The 24,866-nt window shown below is 57.3% G+C and carries 16 protein-coding genes and 2 pseudogenes; 1 reads left to right on the top strand and 17 read right to left on the bottom strand.

What is annotated here, in order from left to right:
- Positions 1 to 289 precede the first annotated feature (289 nt).
- The gene (wecB, locus tag ACLCGK_RS10825; RefSeq protein ID WP_103443884.1) at positions 290 to 1,432 is read left to right on the top strand and encodes a non-hydrolyzing UDP-N-acetylglucosamine 2-epimerase; all 1,143 of its coding nucleotides are present in this window, start codon (positions 290 to 292) and stop codon (positions 1,430 to 1,432) included.
- A 572-nt stretch (positions 1,433 to 2,004) separates the two neighbouring features.
- Here the strand turns inward: wecB and ACLCGK_RS10830 are convergent.
- The 17 genes and pseudogenes from ACLCGK_RS10830 to serC form a co-directional block, all read right to left on the bottom strand.
- Positions 2,005 to 5,076, bottom strand: a complete 3,072-nt coding sequence (locus ACLCGK_RS10830) for a glycosyltransferase (RefSeq protein ID WP_410951987.1) — start codon at positions 5,074 to 5,076, stop codon at positions 2,005 to 2,007.
- Positions 5,077 to 6,360: an ABC transporter ATP-binding protein gene (locus ACLCGK_RS10835; RefSeq protein WP_374755427.1), complete on the bottom strand. Its 1,284-nt coding sequence runs from the start codon at positions 6,358 to 6,360 to the stop codon at positions 5,077 to 5,079.
- 67 nt (positions 6,361 to 6,427) lie between these two features.
- The gene (locus ACLCGK_RS10840; RefSeq protein ID WP_103443877.1) at positions 6,428 to 7,267 is read right to left on the bottom strand and encodes an ABC transporter permease; all 840 of its coding nucleotides are present in this window, start codon (positions 7,265 to 7,267) and stop codon (positions 6,428 to 6,430) included.
- Positions 7,268 to 7,449: 182 nt separating this feature from the next.
- The gene (locus ACLCGK_RS10845) at positions 7,450 to 8,616 is read right to left on the bottom strand and encodes a glycosyltransferase (RefSeq protein WP_103443876.1); all 1,167 of its coding nucleotides are present in this window, start codon (positions 8,614 to 8,616) and stop codon (positions 7,450 to 7,452) included.
- 332 nt (positions 8,617 to 8,948) lie between these two features.
- The gene (locus ACLCGK_RS10850) at positions 8,949 to 10,946 is read right to left on the bottom strand and encodes a polysaccharide biosynthesis protein (protein WP_103443875.1); all 1,998 of its coding nucleotides are present in this window, start codon (positions 10,944 to 10,946) and stop codon (positions 8,949 to 8,951) included.
- A 59-nt stretch (positions 10,947 to 11,005) separates the two neighbouring features.
- A complete protein-coding gene (locus ACLCGK_RS10855; protein WP_410951988.1) occupies positions 11,006 to 12,019 on the bottom strand; it encodes an MraY family glycosyltransferase in 1,014 nt (337 codons plus the stop codon).
- Complete coding sequence (locus tag ACLCGK_RS10860; protein WP_103443873.1) at positions 12,016 to 13,008, bottom strand: UDP-glucose 4-epimerase family protein; 993 nt, start codon at positions 13,006 to 13,008, stop codon at positions 12,016 to 12,018. Before ACLCGK_RS10860 ends, ACLCGK_RS10855 begins: the two co-directional genes overlap by 4 nt.
- Before the next feature lie 522 nt (positions 13,009 to 13,530).
- Positions 13,531 to 14,454: a glycosyltransferase gene (locus ACLCGK_RS10865; protein WP_103443871.1), complete on the bottom strand. Its 924-nt coding sequence runs from the start codon at positions 14,452 to 14,454 to the stop codon at positions 13,531 to 13,533.
- A 96-nt stretch (positions 14,455 to 14,550) separates the two neighbouring features.
- Positions 14,551 to 14,869, bottom strand: a pseudogene (locus ACLCGK_RS10870) (transposase); the annotation flags it as partial.
- Between the two features lie 240 nt (positions 14,870 to 15,109).
- Positions 15,110 to 16,535: pseudogene (locus ACLCGK_RS10875) on the bottom strand (MBL fold metallo-hydrolase RNA specificity domain-containing protein).
- Positions 16,536 to 16,637: 102 nt separating this feature from the next.
- Entirely contained in the window at positions 16,638 to 16,901 is a 264-nt protein-coding gene (locus ACLCGK_RS10880; RefSeq protein ID WP_016715026.1) for a lipopolysaccharide assembly protein LapA domain-containing protein, read from the bottom strand.
- 19 nt (positions 16,902 to 16,920) lie between these two features.
- Positions 16,921 to 17,220, bottom strand: a complete 300-nt coding sequence (gene ihfB, locus ACLCGK_RS10885; protein ID WP_013971456.1) for an integration host factor subunit beta — start codon at positions 17,218 to 17,220, stop codon at positions 16,921 to 16,923.
- A 488-nt stretch (positions 17,221 to 17,708) separates the two neighbouring features.
- On the bottom strand, positions 17,709 to 19,385 hold the full coding sequence (gene rpsA / locus ACLCGK_RS10890; protein ID WP_003252673.1) for a 30S ribosomal protein S1: 1,677 nt from the start codon (positions 19,383 to 19,385) through the stop codon (positions 17,709 to 17,711).
- Positions 19,386 to 19,509: 124 nt separating this feature from the next.
- Positions 19,510 to 20,196 (bottom strand): (d)CMP kinase, encoded by a 687-nt coding sequence (gene cmk, locus ACLCGK_RS10895; protein WP_013971455.1) that lies wholly within the window; start codon positions 20,194 to 20,196, stop codon positions 19,510 to 19,512.
- Positions 20,193 to 22,400, bottom strand: a complete 2,208-nt coding sequence (locus ACLCGK_RS10900) for a bifunctional prephenate dehydrogenase/3-phosphoshikimate 1-carboxyvinyltransferase (RefSeq protein ID WP_410952000.1) — start codon at positions 22,398 to 22,400, stop codon at positions 20,193 to 20,195. Before ACLCGK_RS10900 ends, cmk begins: the two co-directional genes overlap by 4 nt.
- A 110-nt stretch (positions 22,401 to 22,510) precedes the next feature.
- A complete protein-coding gene (gene pheA / locus ACLCGK_RS10905) occupies positions 22,511 to 23,605 on the bottom strand; it encodes a prephenate dehydratase (RefSeq protein WP_013971453.1) in 1,095 nt (364 codons plus the stop codon).
- Positions 23,605 to 24,690: a 3-phosphoserine/phosphohydroxythreonine transaminase gene (gene serC / locus ACLCGK_RS10910; RefSeq protein ID WP_024086447.1), complete on the bottom strand. Its 1,086-nt coding sequence runs from the start codon at positions 24,688 to 24,690 to the stop codon at positions 23,605 to 23,607. The genes pheA and serC overlap by 1 nt, the downstream gene beginning before the upstream one ends.
- Between the last annotated feature and the right edge of the window lie 176 nt (positions 24,691 to 24,866).

Consider the following 24,866-nt stretch of genomic DNA (forward strand, 5'->3'; position numbering starts at 1 on the left):
ATTGACATCGATTTTATAGGCATCATCTGCGTTCAGCTCGACCAGGGGGAGCACGCCATTGGAGGTGTTTTTCCGATCGCCAGATGATAGATTTGGAGGTCCGGAAGGCTCGCTGCTCAGGACGGAATAGAGGCGAGTGGTTTATCAGATTCAGCGCCTGGTACCGCGGTATCCCGTCTGCTACCAGCCAATTGCCATCCAACCATAGGGGCTCCACTCTGCGCATCTCGTTTCTGGCCCCATTGCGCCTGCTCTATCCAACTCAATCCATCGCATAGAAGACGTTGCCGTGTTACTCAAGACTCTTACCGTGTTTGGCACCCGCCCAGAGGCCATCAAAATGGCCCCCTTGGCTCTCAAACTTGCCCATGACGACCGCTTCGAGTCGCGTGTATGCGTGACCGGCCAGCATCGCCAGATGCTTGACCAAGTGCTTGAACTGTTCGAGATCACCCCAGACTACGATCTGAACATCATGAAGCAGGGGCAGGATCTGACCGATGTGACCACTGCTATCCTGCAGGGTCTCAAGCCTGTGCTGACCGAGTTCAAGCCCGACGTGGTATTGGTGCATGGCGACACCGCAACAACCTTAGCCACCAGCCTGGCCGCCTACTATCAGCAGATTCCTATTGCTCACGTAGAGGCCGGCCTGCGCACAGGCAACCTGTATTCGCCCTGGCCTGAAGAAGGCAACCGCCGCCTGACCGGCGCCCTGGCCGCCCTGCATTTCGCGCCGACCTCCACTTCAGAGGACAACCTGTTGAAGGAAGGGATCGACGCCACGACCATCCATACCACCGGCAACACAGTGATCGACGCGCTGCTAGAGGTGGTACGCAAGCTGGAAAGCCCTCAGCTGAAAAGCCAATTCGAAACCCAGTTCAGCTTCCTGAACCCGCAACGCCGCATGGTGCTGGTCACCGGTCACCGCCGCGAAAACTTCGGCGGCGGCTTCGAGCGCATTTGCCAGGCCTTGGTACAAACCGCGCGTCAGTTCCCTGACGTGGACATCGTTTACCCGGTGCACCTCAACCCCAACGTGCGCGAACCGGTTAACCGCCTGTTGGCCGACGTCAGCAACATTCACCTGATCGAGCCACTGGACTACCTGCCGTTTGTCTACCTGATGAGCCGCTCGTACCTGATCCTGACCGACTCCGGCGGCATCCAGGAAGAAGCCCCTGCCCTGGGCAAGCCGGTGCTGGTAATGCGAGACACTACGGAGCGCCCGGAAGCAGTTGCGGCCGGCACCGTGAAGCTGGTCGGCACCGACGTGGCTTCGATCACTGAGCACCTGGCGCAACTGCTTACCGATGATGCGACCTACACTGCTATGAGCTTTGCTCACAACCCTTACGGCGACGGCGAGGCATGCGCGCGGATATTGGGCGTCCTTTCCAATTTCGCTAGTAGCAAAGAGTCAGCTTGAGTTTAAGATAGGGGCGGCGGCAAAAACTGAGCGCAACAATTTCAGTCTGTAAAAGCTGTACGACTTTGCATGCATTCATGCCGCTCCTCCTGCCACCACGTGCTGATAACGGCCGGTCAACGCCCCTTATCACAAAAGCTTCGTCACTCCTACGGGTGGCTTCGCCCCTGGACCTTGCATCGGTATTCTTCTCTGCGTTAGCACCGCTTAATCATCTCGCCCGGCATCAAAGTGAAACGCCCCTGGTGTTCTAGACATCAGGGGCGTTTCAGGATGCCGTGACAGTGGTAACCGAGGCGGGTCAGCCTGGCTACGCCAGGCTGTGTGGTGTTTGTGGATCGCTTACGATCTGGAGGCACCGATTAAGCACTACCTAGAAACGCACGATCAAAAACCGAAGCCAGTTCGGAGGCACAAAAGGCAGAGGACACACCTGCCTCAATCACTCGTGCCGCATTAAAAGCAGGAAAGCCCCATAGGCCTGAATGGGCCGAACAAGGTCGGGTAATTATCGGCCTTGTTCGGCTCTCATGATAAACGGAGATCATCCGTTAACCGTACGGCTACTCGAGTTAGTGCCCAGGGTAGTCAAGGAAAAACGTGGGATGGGCTTTCCATTTCTCTTTAAAATATTCTGCGTTTCTTACAAAAAGCTTGGTGTAGCTCTGACTCTGTGAGCTAGCGTTAGTGGTCTGATGCGGCTGATGCCGAATGCCGGTCAGGTCTCTAAAGCTAACCTTCAGTCCGAGCTTTTTAATTTGGAAACTCATATCGGTATCCTCGAAGCAGGTCGGATCGTAGAAAGTGTCGAATCCACCTGTCGCATCGAAGACAGATCGCGGAACAAAAAATCCACCTGTCCCCAAATAACCAATGTCGGCACGATAGCCCTTGAACAACGCCTCGACATTCATAGCGCGATTATGGCAATAGTCAGCGATCATGCCTCCCAGATCAGATCGGGTCCGATCAAACCACCCTGCTGCCCAGCCCACAACGCCCACGCTTGCATCGCGAGAAAGGATATGTAGGGCTTCCACAAAGAATGAAGAGCTGGTGAACCACTGATCCGAATCGAAAAAGGCGAGATACTTACCCGTTGCCAAACTTACACCGAGATTTCTTCCGGAAGCACAACCATTGACAGCATTGGTGACGACCTTAACACCCGGGAAGTTCTCAGTCACGAAGTCGGCACCACCATCCGTACTTGCATTATCAACGACGATGATTTCGCGCAGGAAACCTTCTCCGTGCCGCTGCAACGACTCCAGGCAGCGCCCAATGATGCTCCGATTGTTATGGATCAAAATGACAGCACTAACTGACGAAGCATACCGCTTTTTCGCCTCTTCTCCGGTCAGCTTATCAAGGCGAGCAAACCAGGAGTTCTGGGAAATAAACCTATCACTGTCTTGCGCAAGTGCAACAGAGTCAAAGGATCCATTACAGAGACGTGAAAATTCTTCGGGGGTGTCGGCAACATACACACCCGGATACTCGACAATTTCGGGGAGGCGCGTAGAGATCACCGGCTTGCCAATAAACAAATATTCAAAAACCTTGATAGGTGATACGGCATCAGAGATCTTTCCTGGAACAAAAGGAAGCAGAGCCATGTCCGAGTGCTGCAGATATCCAGGCAACTCATCGATGTTCTTTGATCCCAAGAAATAGATGTTATTCGGCAGCCCCTTCCTCTCGGGGCTATCCCCAATCAGAACAATGTCGAGGTGCGGGTTTGACGTGGCAGCTGCCACCACCCAGTCCCAAGCGAACCACTCGCCGTACAATGAGCCAAAATACAGCGCTGTTTTCTTGCCTCGCTTTGGCAGATCGCCAGGTCGCTCAAAAGACTTATACTTGTCAAAAATATATTCATTCGAGGCATTGGGCAGGTACAACGCATCTTTACGTCCTAGATCAACCAATCGCTTCACGAGCAATTTAGCCGTTCCAACCACCACAAGTGACTTGTCGACAAACTGGCGGTAGGTTTCCATGCTGAACCAATCGCCACCGAGACTCGTTTCCCAGTCGTCGATGAGTTCAAACACGCTTCTCAGTCCGCGGACATTACAGGCGTCGAGAAACGGCAGAATTTTAGGGTGTGGCAGCTCCATCAGAACAGTAGCGTGCTCCGAAACAAGATCAAGCAGACCGCTAGGATCGATTTTATCGATGGAAATATGCGTCAGGCCCAGAATATTAAGATCGGACTCGACATGCTGGCGAGTCGCGAAGTCATATTTCGGATAGACATAGATATAGATTACTTTTCGGCCAGCTTTCAGCGCGCAGCGGGCCAATTGAGCAGCACGCTGACCGCCGCCAACGTCGTCAAACGGCACGCCGGTGATCACAACGAGTTCGTCTTGGACCAGGGGGATAAAGTGATTGCCATTCATTGATCCGGCCGGATTCGCACCTTCCGAATGAGAAAACAACCCATGTGGTGCAGCCAGAGACAGCGCCCTTCTATGCAAAATCTTCGTTTTGACGGCCCGAATTAACGCTGAGACACCGCCCGTCGCCAACAACTGATGCGATCGATTAGCATAGTGCCGGATACGCTTGAGTCTCTGTTTCGTCTTCCAAACTGCGCCCGGCAGCCCACTATTTCTCATCTCGATTTCCTGTGTTAGCTGAGCAATGTAGATCTCTTTGTCGATCCGGTAGGCTTCCGCCGAGTGAAGCAAGGCATCGCGCTCGCTTATATCCTGAGTGAGGCGGACAATGCACTCGTTACGCTCATCCAGTGTCTGCTTGATGTTCGCAATGTAATCGTTACGCTCGTCCAGTGTCTGCTTGATGTTCGCAATGTAATCGTTACGCTCGTCCAGCGCCTGCTTGATGGTCACGATTTGGTCGTGTCGCTGGTCGAGAGTCTGCGTTAAATGTAAGATTTGAGCACTACGTTCCAATGCCTCTGTGTTCAGCAGAGACACTTGCGCCGCGAAATTATCGCTTTCAACATTATAGTCGTTTAGCGTAAGAGATAACTCGCTTGTCCAATGCGGATCTGCATAGACTAGAATAATCTGATACCCTGCCCAAAGTGTGTCTTGTATTGACCTGCAATCAACGACCCTTGACCAGCTAAGCCTGAACCCATTTGGTAGTTGGACTGGAATATTTTCAGCTAAAAATGAGAAAAAATGTTCATCAATACGCTCGATTTCCCGATAAGGCACGGCCAATATAACGGCCTTCCTTGCATAACCGGAGATAGTATTCAATACCTCATACGGCCGATGAAAGTGCTCAAGCGTATTAGAAGAGAAAACGACATCGAACATTTCCGACTGTTGAGCGTCCCCTGCGAGCCAGTCCGTACTGATAAAACGAATGGCGGGGTAGCGCTGAGTGGCCTGTTCTATCGCCACGGTCGAGAAATCGACGCCGACAAGCTGTTCTGCTGCGATGTAGCTGCCCCAGACATCGGTGCCATCACCCTGAGCGCAGCCCCAGTCAACAAGCGTGAGGCACTGCCGCTTCAGTTGATCCATTAACCATCGCGGGAGATGCTCAATGGCGATTCGTGCGAAGAAGCGTGACTGCATTGGCCCCTGAGCAGCCTCCCAATTCTCTGAGAAACGGGCGTCCCAGTAGGAATCGGAATTTATAATTTTGGGAGTGTTCACTTAATTCACCAGAACTTGCTGCTCTATAGCAGGCTGAAAGATGCCAAAAAGCCGTTGATCAGAAAGGGATGAGAAGTAGTGCGCACCTTCAACATATTCGTAGTAGTGGATATCGCGATGCTGGCGGTTCTCCACTGCTGCAACCAGAAGATATTTACCTGTAACGAGTTGATTTGTCAGTTGGAATAAGACACTGAAACGCTCCTCATCAGGCAAAATATTTCCTCCGAAATCGTGTGTCGTCGACACAATGAGATCAGTGCCTTTCAAATCCTTGATGGAAAAGGCTACGCTTAGGTGCTCACGCGAGATCGCTTTCGGTACATGCAAATCGATCACGATCTCCAATTTATCACCCCAAGGAAGAACATCCTTGCGGATACCATGACAATCACGCACCGAGGCACCTAGAATGATGCCCTTATGCGATCCCCAGTGGGTGACAGGGCGGGAATCGAGCAGGCTTTCCGGCGCTGCCGCTGGTGCCGCGATCACTACAGACTGGATCCTAGCCTCGCTCGTAACGCATCCCTCTTTCTGGAAAGAGTCAGTCGCGTTGCCAAGAAGGTCAACGTTCTGTTGCGAAGTGATTTCCTCCCGCAATGTTTCGTCGGCGGAATCTTCATCCTTGAACATGAACTCCATATATCGACCAGTTACCGGGAACACATCGCCGTCTTCGAACAAACGCCCCTTGTCGAGCCATATCGCTCGGTCGCATAGGGTACGAACTGAACCGACATCGTGGCTGACGAACAGGATAGTCGCTCCATTCTTTTGAATGTCCTTTATACGCCGCATGCATTTTGCGACGAAGCGAGCATCACCGACCGCCAGTGCTTCATCAACAACGAGAATATCTGGATCCACGTGAATCGCAATCGAGAAGGCCAACCTCGCATACATGCCACTCGAATACGTCTTCACGGGCTGGTCGAGAAAGTCTCCCAACTCTGAAAACTCCAGGATCTGCTCCATTCTGGCCATCATCTCTTCACGCGGAAACCCGAGAATTGAGGCGTTCAGCATCACATTCTCGCGCCCAGTGAATTCACCATTGAACCCGGCGCCGAGTTCGAGCAGTGCCGCCAGGCGCCCACTCGTCCGGACTTCCCCAGATGTAGGCGTCACAGTGCCACAGATCATTTGCAATAATGTCGATTTTCCGCTGCCATTTCGTCCGATGATGCCAACGGTCTCTCCCTTCTTGATCTCGAACGAAACATCGTTGAGTGCCCAGAACTCCTTGTAAAACTGCCTTTTGCCTCGCACAAGCATCTGCATGAGCCTGTCTCGTGGCTTATCGTATATATGATAACATTTGGCTAATCGGTCAACACGGATCGCGATCTCAGAGGACATCAGCAAACCCCTTTCGCGTTTTTTGGAACCAGGCAAAACCCAACCAGGCAATCATCAAAGCGACGACAAGGTAGAGCCCCCAAGCTGCCCAATCAAGGCCTTTACCCCAAATCATCACGTCGCGCGCCTGCTCAATTGTCAGGGTCAACGGATTCAGTTGAAGAAAGGGACGGTATTCAGCGGGGAGAATTGAGACGGGATAAAAGATTGGAGAAAGGAACATCAAGACAGAAGTAATGACAGTAGTGACTTGAGTAACATCGCGCAAATATACCCCTAGAGAAGCAAGTAGCCAGCTAAGCCCAAGCGTCAGTAGTGCAAGCGGTAGCAGAACTAAAGGAAGCAGTAACACCGTAAGTGGCGGCATGCCAAAAAAGATCAAATAAAACAGCAACCACACACCGAAACTGATCAGCATATGAAATGCAGCAGAAGCAAGGATCACGAAGGGCAAAAGCTCAAGAGGGAAGACTACTTTCTTGACATAGTTTGCATTTCCCACGACCAAACCAGGCGCGCGGTTAATACACTCGGAAAACAGATTGAACGCCATCAGACCGGTAAAAAGCACTAGCGCGAATTCAGTCTTCGAATCCGATCCACCGGCCCAGCGCGCCTTGAAAACGACCGAAAACACGAAGGTATATACCGCCAGCATCAGAAGCGGATTGAAAAAAGACCAGAGCAGGCCCAGAGCCGAGCCACGATACCGACCGGTGACTTCTCGTTTGGCGAGATCAAGGATCAGGCCTCGTTGCTGCCGCAACGAACGCAATATAGCTCGGGGATGGAGAGGAGGTGATTCATGAGGGTTTACGTTATCGTTCATAGGACTCTGCTAAAAGGTGTGTCGCTGTACAATTCGCGGCAGAAACGTTATCAAGATGACATGCGCCCCTCGGATCACGTTGATCAATGTATCCTGGCTAGCGTGCTACGTCGTGAAGACGCTCCCGCCGCATAGTCATATCTTCTTGATTTTCATCAAGAAACTCTCTCACGGTAACTGACTTAATTTTGAGGCCGCGCGCTAGTGGCCACGCTGCTGCGCGCTGACCTTGGCTTGGCGGCGTGTTCTAGAACAGGTTCGAAACGCTTCGCCCAGGAAACCGCCTCGTTGAAGCTGGCAATTGCGTGCAGATCGACCACAGTCATTCGGGCTTCGTTCCACCTGGCACGCCAATTTTCGCCGCACTGGATCTTCGTGACCCCATCGCTGCTACCACGCAGCCGCATCTCCCCAAAATCGGTCGACCAAACCGGAACGCCCAGGCTACGGTATTCATAGAACTTGATGGGATCGACACTGTCGGTCAGCCCATTGAGTTGAAATGGAATCAAGCCTACGGCAAACTCACGGACAAACGCGGCCATTTCGTTAAACGGTCGCTCCCCAAGTAACTCAATATTCGGTGGAAGGTTCCCTGGACGCGGCACAAATTCGGGCCCTATCAGACGGACGGGCACTTCTGGCAACGCCCGAGCAATCTCACAGACCAAGGGCCAGTCGAACCATTCGCCGATGGTGCCGACATATCCGATATACTTTCGACTCGCCGCACCGGAGGGTTGCGGGAGGTGATCAGTCGCATAGCCATTCAACACAGTTATCACGTCGCGCTGAACAATAGCCTGGATATCCACGGAGATCTGACTTGATGAACAAAAGACATCCGTGACGGACTTACAGACCCTCTTCAAACGTTTATTCATTGATATGCGGGAAATACCGCGATAGAACGCTGGAAAGTTGTCGAGCACGTCAACAAAGGACCGCTCATGCGGCAGGTTTTCTAACGCCCAAATGCCTAGGGCGCTGGGACGACCAATCCCGATCACGCAATGCCCGCCACCCGAAACAAACTCGCGCAGACGCTTGCGCGCTGGCCGCCAACACAGCATATGATTGAGAAGGCTGCCTAGTGGCAGCGGCTCAACAGGCAAAGCGACCGGACGATACAACTCGACTCGATCATCTGAATCTTCGGCGCTAAGCTTCCCGCTGCACCGCCCCTTCAAGTCGGACAGGTTCGGCAAACGTGTCGGATAGGGGTCGATCCACAGCACGGCGCTATAGCCTGCGTTCACGAACGCGGTCGCCATGAAGTGCGGTCGCTGCGCGTAGCTGTGGTAGGGCACCGAAGAAAAATAGATGAGCCTTTTTCCGACTCCGCTCATGCTAAAACCTTCCATTCTCAATTTCAGGAGTTCATTCCACTGTGACTGCCCATCCAGCACCACGAACAGGCTTCTGGACTCGTCGGTAGACAGTTTGATGGCATGGTGAACTCTGACCTTTCGATCACCTATTCCACAGCACGTAATGCCGATTGAATGAATAACCGGTTAAGAGTACTGCCAGAAACGGCGTTTTTCAAGCGTAGTCGCCGCGTCAACCGCCTGACTTTGCCGCTAATTGCGCGCCCTGCTGCTTCGGAGATGAAGGGGTAGCTTTGAACCAGATATTCATGGATCAGTTACCTTACTCTCAGCCAAGCTGTAGATTCCGCTCAAAGCTCCTGACGCCGGCGCTGGTACAGCCAATCCACGATATCCCCGTCTGGCGTGTACCCACTTACCGTATCCCGAAGCAGTTGCCGCACCGTGACATAGTCATCGGCCGCGATCGCACCCCGTAATGCATCCAGGCGCTGCTTCAGCACATCCCATGGCAGGTACTCTTCGTTCGCGCTCATGATCATCGGGTGACGGGTAGCAATCACGTTGTCGCCAATCAGCAGTTCTTCATAAAGCTTTTCACCAGGGCGCAGCCCGGTGAAATGAATGGCTATGTCGCCCTGCGGGTTGCACTCGGAGCGGATTCTGAAGCCGGACAGGTGAATCATCTTTTCCGCCAGCTCCACGATTTTCACCGGCTCGCCCATGTCGAGCACGAACACATCACCGCCCTGCCCCATGGAACCGGCCTGGATCACCAGTAGCGCTGCCTCGGGAATGGTCATGAAGTAGCGGGTGATTTTCGGATGGGTCACCGTCAGGGGCCCACCAGCCTTGATCTGCTCGTAAAACAACGGAATAACCGAGCCCGACGAGCCCAGCACATTGCCGAAGCGGACCATGGTGAAGCGGGTCTTGTTCACCTGCGACACATTGCCTTTGTCGCCCATCAATACCGGCGCCAGCTCGTGGCTAAGGGCCTGCAGCACCATTTCGGCCAGGCGCTTGGTACCGCCCATCACATTGGTCGGCCGTACTGCCTTGTCGGTGGAAATCAGCACGAAGTTGGCGACGCCAGCCTGCAGGGCCGACTGGGCCGTATACAGGGTGCCGAACACATTGTTCAACACGCCCTCGGCAATGTTGTGCTCTACGATGGGCACGTGCTTGTAGGCGGCGGCGTGGTAGACAGTATCGACCTGCCAGGCACGCATTACGTCCAGCATCTTCGCCTGGTCGCGAACCGAACCCAATATCGGGATCAAACGTACAGTCAGCCCTTCACAGACGATGCGCTGCTCCAGCTCGGTGGCAATGGAGTACAGGTTGAATTCGCTGTGCTCCAAAAGCAACAGGGTACTCGGCCCCCGCCCCAAGATCTGGCGGCAAAGCTCGGAGCCTATCGAGCCACCGGCACCGGTCACCATTACCGTCTGCTGGACGATGCAGTGATCCAGCAGGTCTTGCTGGGCGGGCACCGCATCGCGACCCAACAGGTCGGCGACATCCACTTCCTGGATATCGTCCACCTTGACCCGGCCGCTGGCCAGGTCCATGAAACCGGGCACACTGCGCACGTGCAGCGGGTAGCCTTCGAGCAAGTTGAGGATTTCACGGCGGCGGCTCCTGCTAACGGATGGCAACGCCAGTAGGATTTCGTTGGCATCGGTGTCGTCGATCATCTGTTGCAGCTGTTCTGGCCGGTACACCTGCAGCCCGGCAATAACCCGGTCGGTGATGCTGACATCGTCATCGATGAAAGCTACCGGGCGCATAGCCTTGCCCATGCGCAAGGCCGCCACCAACTGGTTACCCGCCGAACCTGCACCGTAGACGGCAACCCTAGGCAGGCCATCGGCGCGGTTGGCGAAGGGTACGTGCTGCACAGCAGTGGCAAACCAGTCACCCAAGAAGTACTGGCGCATGGCCAGGCGCAACCCGCCCACCATGATCAGGCTTAACCACCAGTAGTTGAAGGTGATGGAGCGCGGCACTACGTTCTGGTGGTTGCTCGCCCAATAGATGATGAAACCCAGAATCAGCGCCGACAGGGTGACGGCCTTGATGATCGCGATCAGCGCGTCATTGCCAAAATAGCGCATCACCGCCCGGTACATCCCGAAGCGGATGAACAGCGGAATTGAAATGATCGGCGCGATGGCGAACAGCCAAGTGTGGTCCAGGACAGGGTTGGCTAGGTTATCAATGCCCAGGCGCACAACAAACGCCAACCACAGCGCAAACCAGATCAGGATAACGTCTGCCGCCACCTGAATCAGCCGTTTGTGGTGCCGAGGTAGCCCGAGCAGCCTTGAGCGCAACCTATTCATATAACCTCTGAAGTCATTCCAAAGTGACATGGCTACAAACTTGTTTCCTATCACTTTAGCTAGCGCTCAAGTTCGCCAGCTCGCCAGAGCGCGGCCAAAAACGCCAATGGCAGGTAGCCGATGATCACGCCCAACACGCCGTCCAGGCCCAGTAACAGCACACACAGAGCCACCGGCAACAGCCAGAATAGGTTAAGCGCCACCACCGCCAAGGTCACCGGCAAGTGCTTGCCGTAGTGGCGCGACGCGAACTGGTAGGCATGACTGCGGTGAGCTTCGTAAACCTTGTCACCACGCTGCAGGCGGCGGAACAGGGTGAAGGTGGCATCAACCACGAACACGCCCAGCAAGATCAGCCAGCACCAAAACAGCTGGGGTGCAGCCCAGGCGGTCTGCAGTGACATGCCTGCCAATACAATGCCGAGGAACCCACTACCCGCGTCACCCATAAAGATCTTGGCTGGCGGAAAGTTCCAGAACAGAAAGCCCACGGTAGCGGCTGCCAACAGTAGCGGCAGAACCATCAGCTGCGGCGCGTCGACCAAGGCCACAAGCAGGACCATGCCCAAGCATACAGTGACCGCTTCGGCACTAGCAATGCCGTCGATGCCATCCATAAAGTTGTAGAGGTTGAGCATCCACACAGCGTAGAAGGCAGCCAGGATGTAGCCGAACCACTGCAGGTCGACGGTGAAACCGAATACCTGCAACGGTGCCAGGCCACCCAGCCAGTAAAGCATCCAGGCAGCCGCAGCGAGGTGGCCGAGCAACCGCCACCGGGCGGCAATGTGTGCGTGGTCATCCATGAAACCGATCACTGCGATCAGCCCCCCCGCCCCGCCGATGGCGACCAACGTCGACAGTGGCATCGCATCGGACAGTGCAAGCACAGGCAGACAGGCCAGAAAGCTCAACACGATCGCCACACCACCGCCCCGTGGAGTCGGCACAGTGTGCGAACTGCGCGCGTTGGGCACGTCTATAATCTGCTTGCTCAAAGCGTAACGCCGCAATGCCGCAGTCAAAAGCAGGGATGCCCCTGCAACGAGAGGGATGAGCCACCATGCCTTCATTTGCTGTCTTGCTCTTTCAAAAAGTTGATCGCAGTGTCCCGCAGTGCCTGATCGACATCGAGCGGGGGCTTCCAGCCTAGCATTTCACGTGTTTTACCGATGTCCACCTGCAACGAACCGCACAGCCGTCTGGACAACGCGCCCTTGCCGACCAGCGTTGCCGCACCTTTGAGCCAGGCTGCAGGCACCGGCAGAAGCCTGGCGGGCTTGCCCAATGCTTGGCCTAAGCGCTGTAGCAGTTCGGTGGTGGAAAGGTCGTAACCATCACTGGCCAGAAAAGTCTGGTTGGCAGCGGCCGGGTGATCGATACAGGTCACCAGCAGGTCCACCAAGTTGCCCAGCGCCACTAGGCTACGTTTATTGTGAACGGCGCCGAAGGGCAGCGGCAAGCCATTGCTCAACCAGTTCATCATACTTCGAAAGTTGGCCTTCACGCCTGGACCATAGACCAGCACAGGGCGAACGATTACCACTTCCAGCCCGGTTTGCGTCGCCAGTTGGCGTAGGCCTTCTTCGGCCTCGCGCTTGGAGATGCCGTACGGATCCAAAGGCGCCGGCGCCTCATCAGCAGTGAATGGCATACGGCCGTCGGTGCTCTCGCCATTCACTTTCACCGAACTTACAAAAATGAAACGCCGCACGCCTGCCTGGGCCGCTGACCGGGCTAGGCTCAGAGTGCCATCTACGTTGACTCGGCGGAATTCGGCTATTGGATCTATTGCGGTCTCCTGCATCACATGCACCCGCGAAGCCAGATGGATCACGGTGTCCACCAGATCGAACTGCCCGGCGGCGGCATCCACTGCCGACAGTCCGCCGAACAGGCGGTAATCGACTCCGACAAGCTGCTGAGCAGGCCGCTGCCTTACCAGCGCCCTTGGCGCCCAGGCCGGATTGGCGGCAAGCTGCTCCAGCAGCGCACGACCGACAAATCCACTGCCGCCAGTAACCAGCAGACCGCGACGCGGCGCATCACCTTGGCCAGCCATCACGCTCTCCCCACCCGGCTCGGCAGGCGCATGAACACGGCCTGATAGCGGTCAGTCCCAATAGCACAACGGCGATTGCGCCCCTGAATGGAGCGATCAATAAGCGACACGGCAGCAACATTCAGCAAGACGCGTGGCCTGTCCAGATGTCCAAAACCGGTTCCACCGGTCACCAAAATAATCATCGAGCAATCCGTCTTCTTGGGCTCTTTGCTGTTGCTAGCTTGCCAGCCAGGGCTTTTGGGCTGCCCTCTACTGACAGGCACTAGCTTCCAGTCCGCTCTTAGTCAAAATATTCAGCACAGTTGAACGATTCGTCCTTCTGGTCCTTGCCAAACAGGATGGGCTGCCCGGTCACAGGCCAACGTACACTCAACTCCCAATCGTCCCACGCAGCGATCACGCTGAAGTGTGTAGAAGTCAGTGGTCTGGTAGAAAAACTCGGCAACTTCTCAAACAGCATAAGTCCGGAATTTCAAGATGCGTTATTTTCATATAGTTGCCATCATCAATAAAGCGGGCCTATGAAAACCTCTGCCCCGCCAGCCTGGCACACATAAGAATGAGACAAAGTCCGAAGAAATAAACCCTGTCTCGATTTCGCCGACGGCACTGCCGCGCATTAACCACAAGCCGCAGCAGGCTCTTGATATCCAGTTCCGCCCAGCCCGCAACCAATGCAGACTTTTCCATCCCGACAAGTGATGCGATATGCATGGATTGGTGTAACCACCATCCCGAAAGAACCTTGCGTAGCCGAGCCCTCATGGCCACAATACCGTTGTTGACCCCCACTTGGTTGCTCGCATGTTGCCGGTAGCGCATAGACGGCTGGGGGTCAATGAACCACTTCATGTGTTGTGACCGCGCATAGGCGTAGATCAGCCAGTCATGTAGCGCAACCTCCTGAATTTCCAGCCAGTTCGCGAGCAGAAACGCCTTGAACTGACCAGCAAGCGCCGAGGATAGTAGGTAGGTGCAGCCTGGTCCGGCCGCTTCGAAAAGGTAATCGAATTTCACCTGGGGTTGATGTTTCTCAACCAGCATTTCACGGCCATCTGGCCAAAATGCCACGACATTGCTCGAATACGCGGCATTACCTAACGCAATCTGCCGATACGCCCGCGCTAGTTTATCCGAATACCAGATATCATCTTGGTCCGCTAGGGAAACGGCATCGAATGGCGACAGATCTACATCGCGGAGCAGACGGAAGAAATTCTTGCCTGCCCCACCAAACCGCTGGCCAAACGGTAAGATCTGTACAGAAGGGGTGTTTTCCTGAATCGTTTCGCACCAAGCCTCGGTACCATCATCCGAACTATCCACACTGATGAATAAAGTCACATCGACATCATCTTGCTCCAGGATAGACGCTACCTGCTCAGGCAACCAGCGCATACCATTATAAGCAGCTAAAAGCACGGCAATCCTAGGCATTTTCATATAGGTCCACCCAGTCAAGACATAATTTCATAACGCTCCTCAGCCCCAGCATAGTCCGCGCCAGCGAAGACAATATTTTCATCACAATGCAGTAGTTTTACGGAAGTTGAGGATGGCGGTCTCATCCGGGATTATATCCAGATTCAGGCCTACAAACTTACGCAGGGTGGTCGTTTCAAACAGAGCTTCTTCCACTGCCGTATCTTGCAGCCGAACCAGTTCTACTTTAGATGCACGCGCAGCATCAGCATCAGTGAATAGGCCGTCCCCCCTCACCCGTTGGATAGTACGGCTGGATCAGGGCGCTCAAGCTCTTCCAGAGCATCACCTGATCCATCTCGATCAGGAACAACTCCTTGCGAGTCTGCTTGCGCTTACCGGCGTACTCAGCGTCGGTACAGGTCATCTGCCTCATCTGGTATCTCGGCGTTTGAGGTCACGTATTTTGCCAAATTTGGAGGTCTTCTTCAGAGTTTCCTTAGGAATGAGGGGCGCGAGCCCCGTGCCTTCACCATGCCTGAAGGTGAGCCGAACAATCTCGCCTTGGGGAGGAGGCTGAATATACAGCTTCGCCTCGTACAATAGTGAAGCGAGCATAACGCAAGCCAAACGCAAGGCAATCACCGGGGCTTCGACCAACCCCACCCAATGGTCATCACGCAATTGTGACATCCACCTCATTTCCGACTTGGGCAAGCAGCTCCCGCAGCACCCGAGCGAGCACTTGCTTAGCCCTCGCCTCCCCATGCACCAGCACCACCCGCAGCGGCTCGCACCCTACCACAAACCGTACCAACCCCGCCTGATCCGCATGCCCCGAATACCCACTTAAACTAAGAACCTTGGCATTGATTTCATACATCTGTCCGTCTAGGTCAATCTGCACAAACCCCTCTGCCCCCTCGCTAGCCTGAATCACCGCCCCTGGCGTGCCCTTGGCCTGATACCCCACAAACATCACCTCATGCCGCGCATCCCCCAGCATGGCCTTGAGGTAATTCACAATCCGCCCACCCGAACACATGCCGTTGCCAGCGATGACGATTGCCGGACGCCCTGTGCTGCTCAGGTAGTTGACCACTTGCTGGTGCTTGGCATGGCTGTCGACGCAGATGAGCTGGTTGAACCCGAGCGGATCACGCCCTTCAGCAAGCCGCGCCCTCGCCTCTTCGTTCCAGAACTCATGCAATTCCCGGTAGACGGTGGTTATACGCTGGGCCAACGGCGAGTCAAGGATAATGGGCAATTGTGACCAGTTGAACGGATCACCCCCGTTGGCAGGCGCTTCAACACCCAACAACGCCCTGCGGTGCAGAATATCTTCCAGCTCGTACAGGAGCTCCTGCGTACGACCCAGGCTGAATGCCGGGATTAGGATGGTGCCCTTATCTGCCAAGGCACGATCGATAGCGACCTCCAACTGCTGCAGACGATCGCCAGCCACCGGATGCAAGCGGTCACCGTAGGTGCTTTCCAGTACAAGCACGTCTGCCCGCTCCGGGGGCTGGAGCGGGCGCAGCAAAGGGTTGCCGGCGCTGCCCAGGTCACCTGAAAACACGTAGCGGGTGTTTGCCTGCCCAAGCAGCAGGTCGCACTCGACATATGCCGAACCCAGCAGGTGCCCTGCACGCTGCAGGCGGATGCGGCATTCCAGCCCCGGCTCCAGGACAACGTCGTGCCACTGCTCGAACGGCAAAGGCACTATCAAACCTTCAATAAACTCAAGATACCGCGCCACATGGGCGGGCTCGCTGCTGATGCTGAGCTTGTAGGAATCTTCAAGCACCAGTGGCAGCAACCGGGCGGACGGCTCGCTGCAGAATATCGGGCCTCGGTAGCCCGCCGCCAGCAAAGCGGATATGCGGCCGACATGGTCGAGGTGCACATGGGTAATGACCAGCGCCCGAATGCCCTGGATATCAAAACCGAGCGGGGCGGTTTCTGAACCGGGGCGGCGCATCGGCACCCTGTTCCAGGCCGCAGTCGACCAGCAAGCTGGTGGACGAGTCCAGGTGCAGTTGGTGACAGGACCCGGTGACACCCCGGGTACCACCGTGATGGGAAAGACAGGGGTACTCCATGCTACGCACACTCGCCTGGGCCGAAAATGAAGTGGGCTATTACTCCACGACAGCCGACTGACGCATAGGTGAGCCTTTCCTAAAAGTGCGTAGGATATTTCTTTAGTTGCCGCTCAGTGCTGCCTGACGGGCAGACGCCCTGATCTTGCGTTTGCTTCGCTGCACGCCGTAGGCACCCAGCAACGGCCCGACTGCCAGGCCAATGACCAGGGCGGCCAACACCAGCACGGCAACCGGCATGGCCGGGGCGGCCCAACCGAACAGTACCAACGAGACAGTTTGCTGGTTCTCCAGCACGAAGAACAACACCACAGCCGCCAACAGCAGCACGAATACCGCCGCCAGGGCGCGCTTGAGGTTACGCATCAGATTGCTCCTTGTGGAATCAGGTGTGGGCCTCATGCTCTTCTTCATTGACCCGATCGCGCAACTCTTTACCGGGCTTGAAGTGCGGCACGAACTTGCCTTCGAGGCTGACCGACTGGCCGGTCTTAGGGTTGCGGCCTACACGAGGTGCGCGATAGTGCAGCGAGAAGCTACCAAAACCGCGGATCTCGATGCGATCGCCGGTGGCAAGGCATTGTGACATCTGCTCAAGCATGGTCTTGATGGCCAGCTCCACGTCCTTGGACGAGAGCAGCCCCTGATGGGTGACAATACGTTCGATCAGCTCCGACTTCGTCATATTTTTCCCTTCGTTATCAAGCAGCTAGATCATTGCTTAACCAGTTTGTAGCACGCTGGGAAGGATTTGAACAGGGTGGTTCTTGACTTAATAAAAAAATTCAAGATTGAAGTTTTACAGGAATGGTCTAGCTGGATGGGGTTGGCAGGGCCGGCCTCATCGCCGGCAAGCCGGCTGCCACAGGTATCGTGTAAGCTTTTTGGAAGCCTGGGCAAGAGCGCTGCACCGCAGAGATGCCACATGCGTTGCATGCCTGCGCCACCCAGGTGGGAGCGGGTTCACCCGCGAACACCGGCGCAGCCGGTGCCATACACCGCGGCGCCTGCTTCGCGGGTAAACCCGCTCCTACAGGGATCGTGCATGCCTTGTAATGCCTGCGCCACCCGCTTCCACAGGTAATGCGACACCCTCTCGGACCTTGCATCTTGCGCGACAGGCATAAAAAAAGGCGACCCGAGGGTCGCCCTTTTTTACCGATCAAACAGAACTCAGTTCTGCTTGGCCATCGCTTCGCGCAGCAGCGCAGCCATGGTGGTGTCGGCAGCCGCTTCCGGAGCGTTTTTCAGGCTCTGGATGGCTTCGCGCTCTTCAGCGTCGTCTTTCGATTTGATCGACAGGCTGATAACGCGGGACTTGCGGTCAACGCTGATGATCTTGGCTTCGATCTCTTCGCCTTCCTTCAGGACGTTACGCGCGTCTTCAACGCGGTCACGGCTGATTTCGGAAGCTTTCAGAGTAGCTTCGATGTCGTCGGCCAGAGTGACGATGGCGCCTTTGGCGTCAACTTCTTTCACGATGCCCTTGACGATAGCGCCCTTGTCATTGACAGCAACGAAGTTGGAGAACGGATCGTCTTCCAGCTGCTTGATGCCCAGGGAGATGCGCTCGCGCTCTGGGTCAACCGACAGGATGACGGTTTCCAGCTCGTCGCCCTTCTTGAAACGACGTACGGCTTCTTCGCCGGTTTCGTTCCAGGAGATGTCGGACAGGTGAACCAGGCCGTCGATGCCGCCGTCCAGACCAATGAAGATACCGAAGTCGGTGATCGACTTGATGGTACCGGTGATCTTGTCACCCTTGTTGAACTGGCCGGAGAAGTCTTCCCATGGGTTGGACTTGCACTGCTTGATGCCCAGGGAGATACGACGACGCTCTTCGTCGATGTCCAGAACCATGACTTCCACTTCGTCGCCAACCTGAACGACTTTCGACGGGTGGATGTTCTTGTTGGTCCAGTCCATTTCGGAAACGTGTACCAGACCTTCAACGCCTTCTTCCAGCTCAGCGAAGCAGCCGTAGTCGGTCAGGTTGGTAACGCGAGCCTGTACGCGAGTACCTTCTGGGTAACGGGCAGTGATAGCTACCCACGGATCTTCGCCCATCTGCTTCAGACCCAGCGAAACGCGGTTGCGCTCGCGGTCGAACTTCAGAACGCGTACGTCGACTTCGTCGCCAACGTTAACGATTTCCGATGGGTGCTTGATGCGCTTCCAAGCCATGTCGGTGATGTGCAGCAGGCCGTCGATACCGCCCAGGTCCACGAAGGCGCCGTAGTCGGTGAGGTTCTTGACGATACCTTTGACTTGTTGGCCTTCCTGCAGGGTTTCCAGCAGGGCTTCGCGCTCGGCGCTGTTCTCGGCTTCCAGCACGCTGCGACGGGAAACGACAACGTTGTTGCGCTTCTGGTCCAGCTTGATGACCTTGAATTCCAGCTCTTTGCCTTCCAGGTGGGTGGTGTCGCGCACAGGGCGGACATCAACCAGGGAGCCCGGCAGGAACGCACGGATGCCGTTAACGTCGACAGTGAAGCCGCCCTTAACCTTACCGTTGATAACGCCCTTGACCACTTCTTCGGCGGCGAAAGCTGCTTCCAGAACAATCCAGCACTCGGCGCGCTTGGCTTTTTCACGGGACAGCTTGGTTTCGCCAAAGCCGTCTTCGACCGCGTCCAGCGCAACGTGAACTTCGTCACCGACCTTGATGGTCAGCTCGCCAGCTTCGTTGTAGAACTGCTCGAGCGGGATGACGCCCTCGGACTTCAGGCCAGCGTGTACGGTAACCCAGTCGCCGTCGATGTCGACAACGATACCGGTGATGATGGCACCCGGCTGAAGATTGAGGGTTTTCAGGCTTTCTTCAAAGAGTTCTGCAAAGCTTTCGCTCATTTTAATTCCTGTAGATTCGGGCGAAACAGACGCCCATAGCCACATTCCAGACAATGTGGGTTTGTTTTAAGTAAAGGAAAGCCGGCAGGACGTTGACTGGTGCCCCTGCCTGCTTTCCTGGCTATCAGAGAAGGTCGCGCAGTGCGATCTCGCTCCTGATACGTTGCAACACCTGCTCGATGGACAACTCGGTAGAGTCCAACTGAATGGCATCGGCCGCTGGCTTCAGCGGGGCCACTGCACGTTGGGTGTCGCGCTCATCACGCGCACGAATCTCATCCAGCAGACTCGACAGACTAACATCTTCACCCTTGCCCTTCAACTGCAGGTAGCGGCGACGCGCTCGCTCCTCCGCGCTGGCGGTGAGGAAGACTTTCAACGGCGCATCCGGGAACACTACGGTGCCCATATCGCGTCCGTCGGCTATCAGGCCAGGCGCCTCGCGGAATTCGCGCTGGCGCACCAGCAGTGCATCACGCACGGCCGGCAGCGAAGCAACCATCGAGGCACCGGCACCGACGGTCTCGGTGCGGATGACGTTGCTGACGTCCTCGCCCTCGAGGATGATCTGTTGCAGCTTACCGGGCTCGGCGGCGATGAACTGCACATCCAGATGGGCGGCAAGCTTGGTCAGCAGCTCTTCGTTGGTCAAATCGACGCCATGGTTGCTGGCGTTGAACGCCAGCAGACGGTACAGCGCGCCAGAGTCCAGCAACTTCCAGCCCAGCTCGCGGGCCAGCAGCCCGGCGACCGTACCCTTGCCCGAACCGCTTGGCCCATCGATGGTGATAACCGGCGTCAGGGCACTCACGACTTGCCCTCTTCCGCCACGCGGATGCCCACTTCGGCGCACAGCGCCAGGAAGTTGGGGAACGAGGTTGCGACGTTGGCGCAATCGTGGATGCGGATCGGCGCGCTGGCGCGCAGCGAGGCAACACTGAAGGCCATGGCGATACGGTGGTCACCGTGGCCATGCACTTCGCCGCCGCCCAACTGGCCGCCATCAATGATGATGCCGTCCGGGGTCGGCTCGCACTTGATGCCAAGGGTGATCAGGCCGTCGGCCATGACCTGGATACGGTCGGATTCCTTCACCCGCAGCTCTTCGGCTCCACGCAGCACGGTACGCCCTTCGGCGCAGGCAGCGGCGACGAACAGCACCGGGAACTCGTCGATGGCCAGTGGCACCAGCTCTTCAGGAATGTCGATACCCTTCAGCTTGGCGCCGCGCACACGCAGGTCGGCCACCGGTTCGCCGCCGACTTCACGCTGGTTTTCCAGAGTGATGTCGCCACCCATCAGGCGCAGGATGTCGATCACGCCGGTACGGGTCGGATTGATGCCAACGTGCTCCAGCACCAGCTCGGAACCTTCGGCGATGGACGCTGCCACCAGGAAGAACGCCGCCGAGGAGATGTCGGCCGGCACTTCGATACGGGTAGCAGTGAGCTTGCCGCCGGACTGCAGTGAGGCCACCGGGCCGTTGCTTTCGACGCTGTAGCCAAAGCCGCGCAGCATGCGCTCAGTGTGGTCACGGGTTGGTGCAGGCTCGGTGACGGTGGTCTTGCCTTCGGCGTACAGGCCGGCCAGCAGCAGGCAGGATTTGACCTGGGCACTGGCCATCGGCAGCGTGTAGGTCAGCGCCTTGAGCTTGTGGCCACCACGGATGGTCAGCGGCGGGCGGCCTTCAGGGCCAGTCTCGACCACGGCACCCATTTCGCGCAGCGGGTTGGCCACGCGGTTCATCGGGCGCTTGGACAGCGAAGCGTCGCCGGTCATGGTCACGTCGAACGGCTGGCCGGCCAGCAGGCCCGACAGCAGGCGCATCGAGGTACCCGAGTTGCCCACATATAGCGGCCCGGGTGGTGGCTTGAGGCCGTGCAGGCCGACACCGTGAATGGTCACGCGACCGTGGTTCGGGCCTTCAATGACCACACCCATGTCACGGAATGCCTGCAGGGTCGCCAGCGCGTCCTCACCTTCGAGGAAGCCTTCGACCTCGGTGGTGCCTTCGGCCAGCGAGCCGAGCATGATCGAGCGGTGGGAAATCGACTTGTCGCCCGGTACGCGGATTCGCCCGGACAGGCGGCCACCCGGTTGGGCCAGGAAAATCAGATCGTTGGCGTTCATAGCGTCCACATAGGCCCGGCGGGCCAGGATTTTACTGAAATGCTCGCGGGCAACGCGTGCGCGGGTGAATACACCCAGCAGCTGGTGCCCGTCCCCTTCAGCGATCGCGTCGCGCAAGGCGTCGAGATCGCTGCGATATGTATCAAGCGTGCGCAGGACAGCGTCGCGGTTGGCGAGAAAGATGTCGTGCCACATGGTCGGGTCGCTGCCGGCGATTCTCGTGAAATCGCGGAAGCCTCCCGCAGCGTACCGGAAGATCTCGAGGTTTTCATTGCGCTTGGCCAGTGAATCGACCAGGCCGAAGGCCAGCAGATGCGGCAGATGACTGGTGGCGGCAAGCACTTCGTCGTGGCGTTCGACCGACATGTGCTCCACATCGGCGTCCAGCGCGCGCCACAGGCGGTCGACCAGGGCCAGAGCGGCCGGGTCGGTTTCGGCCAGCGGCGTGAGGATGACCTTGTGTCGGCGGAACAGGGCAGCATTGGAGGCCTCTACCCCGCTCTGCTCGGAGCCGGCGATGGGGTGGCCGGGGACGAAGCGCGGCAAGCGCTCCCCAAAGACCACCCGCGCCTCACGCACGACGTTGCCCTTGGCGCTGCCGACGTCGGTGATGACGGCATCGCCAAGGTCGAGCGTGGCCAGGCGGGCCAGGACTTTTTCCATGGCCAGGATCGGCACGGCCAACTGGATGACATCGGCACCGACACAGGCGGCGGCAAAGTCTTCTTCGCAGCGATCGACCACGCCCAGGGCCACGGCCTGCTTGCGCGAGGGGGCGTCCAGGTCGACACCGACCACTTCGCGGCATAGGCCGCTTTCACGCAGGCCCTTGGCGAACGAGCCACCGATCAGGCCGAGGCCGACCACGACCAGGCGGTTGATGATTGGCGCGGGTTTGGTTGTTACTGCTTTTACCACTGGTGCGAACCCTGTTCAGAAGTCAGGACAGTCTTTGAGACCGCAGGGGGCTGCTTTGCGGCCCCGGCAATCTTCGATCAAAGCACCGCCTTCGGATACGACCCCAGCACCTTCAGCGCCACAGCCTCCTGGCTGATCTGCTCGAGCACCGCCTTGATCAGCGGGTCGCGGTGGTGGCCGACGAAGTCGATGAAGAACACGTAGGTCCACTTGCCGCTACGCGACGGGCGAGTCTCGATGCGAGTCAGGTCGATGCCGTTCTGGTGGAACGGTACCAACAGCTCGTGCAAGGCACCCGGCTTGTTGCTCATCGAAACGATGATCGAGGTCTTGTCGTCGCCGGTCGGCGGCACTTCCTGGTTACCGATCATCAGGAAGCGCGTGGAGTTGTCCGGGCGGTCTTCGATCTTCTCGGCCAGGCGAGTCAACCCGTACAGGTTGGCCGCCATGTCGCCGGCGATCGCCGCCGAATTCCACTCGCCCTTGACCCGCTTGGCGGCCTCGGCATTGCTAGACACGGCCACGCGCTCCACGTTCGGGTAGTGCGCGTCCAGCCACTTGCGGCACTGGGCCAGCGACTGGGCGTGAGAGTAGATGCGGGTGATACTATCGGTTTTGGTGTTCTCGCCCACCAGCAGGTGGTGGTGGATGCGCAGCTCGACCTCACCGCAAATCACCATGTCGTGTTCGAGGAAGCTGTCCAGGGTGTGGCTGACCGCGCCTTCGGTGGAGTTTTCCACCGGCACCACGCCGAAGTTGACGGCACCGGCCGCCACTTCGCGGAACACTTCGTCGATGGCCGCCATCGGCCGGCTGATCACCGCGTGGCCGAAGTGCTTCATGGCCGCAGCCTGGGTGAAGGTGCCTTCAGGGCCGAGGTAGGCGATTTTCAGCGGCTCTTCCAGGGCCAGGCACGACGACATGATTTCGCGGAACAGCCGTGCCATCTCTTCGTTGTCCAGCGGCCCCTTGTTGCGCTCCATCACGCGCTTGAGCACGGCGGCTTCACGCTCGGGGCGGTAGAACACCGGTTTTTCGCCTTCCGCCAGCGAGGCGGTCTTGACCTTGGCCACTTCCTGGGCGCACCGGGCGCGCTCGCTGATCAGCTCGAGGATCTTCTCGTCGAGGCTGTCGATGCGAACGCGCAACGCCTTCAGTTCGTGCTCGGACATCAGCCGTGCTCCTTCTCGAATTCGGCCATGTAGGCCACCAGGGCTTCGACTGCTTCAAGGCCCAGGGCATTGTAGATGGAGGCGCGCATGCCGCCTACCGAACGGTGGCCCTTGAGGTTGAGCAGGCCACGGGCATCGGCGCCGGCGAGGAAGGCCTTGTCCAGGCGCTCGTCAGCCAGGCGGAACGGCACGTTCATCCACGAACGGGCGTTGTGGCTGATCGGGTTGGTGTAGAACTCGCTGCTGTCGATGAAGCCGTACAGGCGGTCTTTCTTGGCGCGGTTGCGCTGCTCCATGGCATCGACGCCACCCTGCTCTTTCAGCCACTCGAACACCAGGCCCGAGAGGTACCAGGAGTAGGTGGCCGGGGTGTTGTACATCGAGCCGTTGTCGGCCGATACCTTGTAGTCGAGCATGGTCGGGCAGCTGCTGCGGGCGCGGCCCAGCAGGTCTTCGCGCACGATCACCACTACCAGGCCGCTCGGGCCGATGTTCTTCTGCGCGCCGGCGTAGATCAGGCCGTACTGCGACACGTCGATCGGGCGCGAGAGGATGTCGGACGACATGTCGACCACCAGTGGCACGTCACCGGTTTCCGGCACCCAGTCGAACTGCAGCCCACCAATGGTCTCGTTGGACGCATAGTGCACGTAGGCAGCGTTCTTGGTCAGCTTCCACTCGTTCTGGCCCGGGATGGCCAGGTAGTCGTAGGGCTTGGCGCTGGCGGCGACGTTGACGTTGCCGAAGCGGCGCCCTTCCTCGATGGCCTTTTTCGACCAGATACCGGTCTCGATGTAGTCGGCGGTGCCGTTTTCCGGCAGCAGGTTCAGCGGGATTTCGGCGAACTGCTGGCTGGCGCCGCCCTGCAGGAACAGCACCTTGTAGTTGGAGGGGACGGACAGCAGGTCACGCAAGTCCTGCTCGGCCTTTTCGGCGATGGCCACGTAATCGTCGCTACGATGGCTCATTTCCATCACCGACAAGCCCTTGCCACGCCAATCCATCATCTCGGCCTGGGCGCGCTGCAGAACAGCATCAGGAAGCGCGGCAGGGCCCGCGCAGAAGTTAAAGGCTCGTTTGCTCACATCCACTCTCGCTCTGCCAAATGGTACAAAATCGTAATTCGGTGCTGACCAACTAAAACTGTGTCGCCTGTCATGGGCCTGCCTTGCAGGCCATCGCCGGCAAGCCAGCTCCCACAGGGACTGCGCAAACCCCGAAGCTCGCGCTGAACCTGTGGGAGCCCGGCTTGCCGGCGATG

This window comes from Pseudomonas sp. S1(2024), from assembly GCF_046557535.1.

Excerpts from the sequence above, each read along its gene's own strand:
- ACLCGK_RS10835 (WP_374755427.1), bottom strand. The coding sequence starts at position 6,360 with ATGCAGATGCTTGTGCGAGGCAAAAGGCAGTTTTACAAGGAGTTCTGG.
- ACLCGK_RS10840 (WP_103443877.1), bottom strand. The coding sequence starts at position 7,267 with ATGAACGATAACGTAAACCCTCATGAATCACCTCCTCTCCATCCCCGA.
- ACLCGK_RS10845 (WP_103443876.1), bottom strand. The coding sequence starts at position 8,616 with ATGAGCGGAGTCGGAAAAAGGCTCATCTATTTTTCTTCGGTGCCCTAC.
- ACLCGK_RS10850 (WP_103443875.1), bottom strand. The coding sequence starts at position 10,946 with ATGAATAGGTTGCGCTCAAGGCTGCTCGGGCTACCTCGGCACCACAAA.
- ACLCGK_RS10855 (WP_410951988.1), bottom strand. The coding sequence starts at position 12,019 with ATGAAGGCATGGTGGCTCATCCCTCTCGTTGCAGGGGCATCCCTGCTT.
- ACLCGK_RS10860 (WP_103443873.1), bottom strand. The coding sequence starts at position 13,008 with ATGGCTGGCCAAGGTGATGCGCCGCGTCGCGGTCTGCTGGTTACTGGC.
- ACLCGK_RS10865 (WP_103443871.1), bottom strand. The coding sequence starts at position 14,454 with ATGAAAATGCCTAGGATTGCCGTGCTTTTAGCTGCTTATAATGGTATG.
- ACLCGK_RS10880 (WP_016715026.1), bottom strand. The coding sequence starts at position 16,901 with ATGCGTAACCTCAAGCGCGCCCTGGCGGCGGTATTCGTGCTGCTGTTG.
- ihfB (WP_013971456.1), bottom strand. The coding sequence starts at position 17,220 with ATGACGAAGTCGGAGCTGATCGAACGTATTGTCACCCATCAGGGGCTG.
- rpsA (WP_003252673.1), bottom strand. The coding sequence starts at position 19,385 with ATGAGCGAAAGCTTTGCAGAACTCTTTGAAGAAAGCCTGAAAACCCTC.
- pheA (WP_013971453.1), bottom strand. The coding sequence starts at position 23,605 with ATGTCCGAGCACGAACTGAAGGCGTTGCGCGTTCGCATCGACAGCCTC.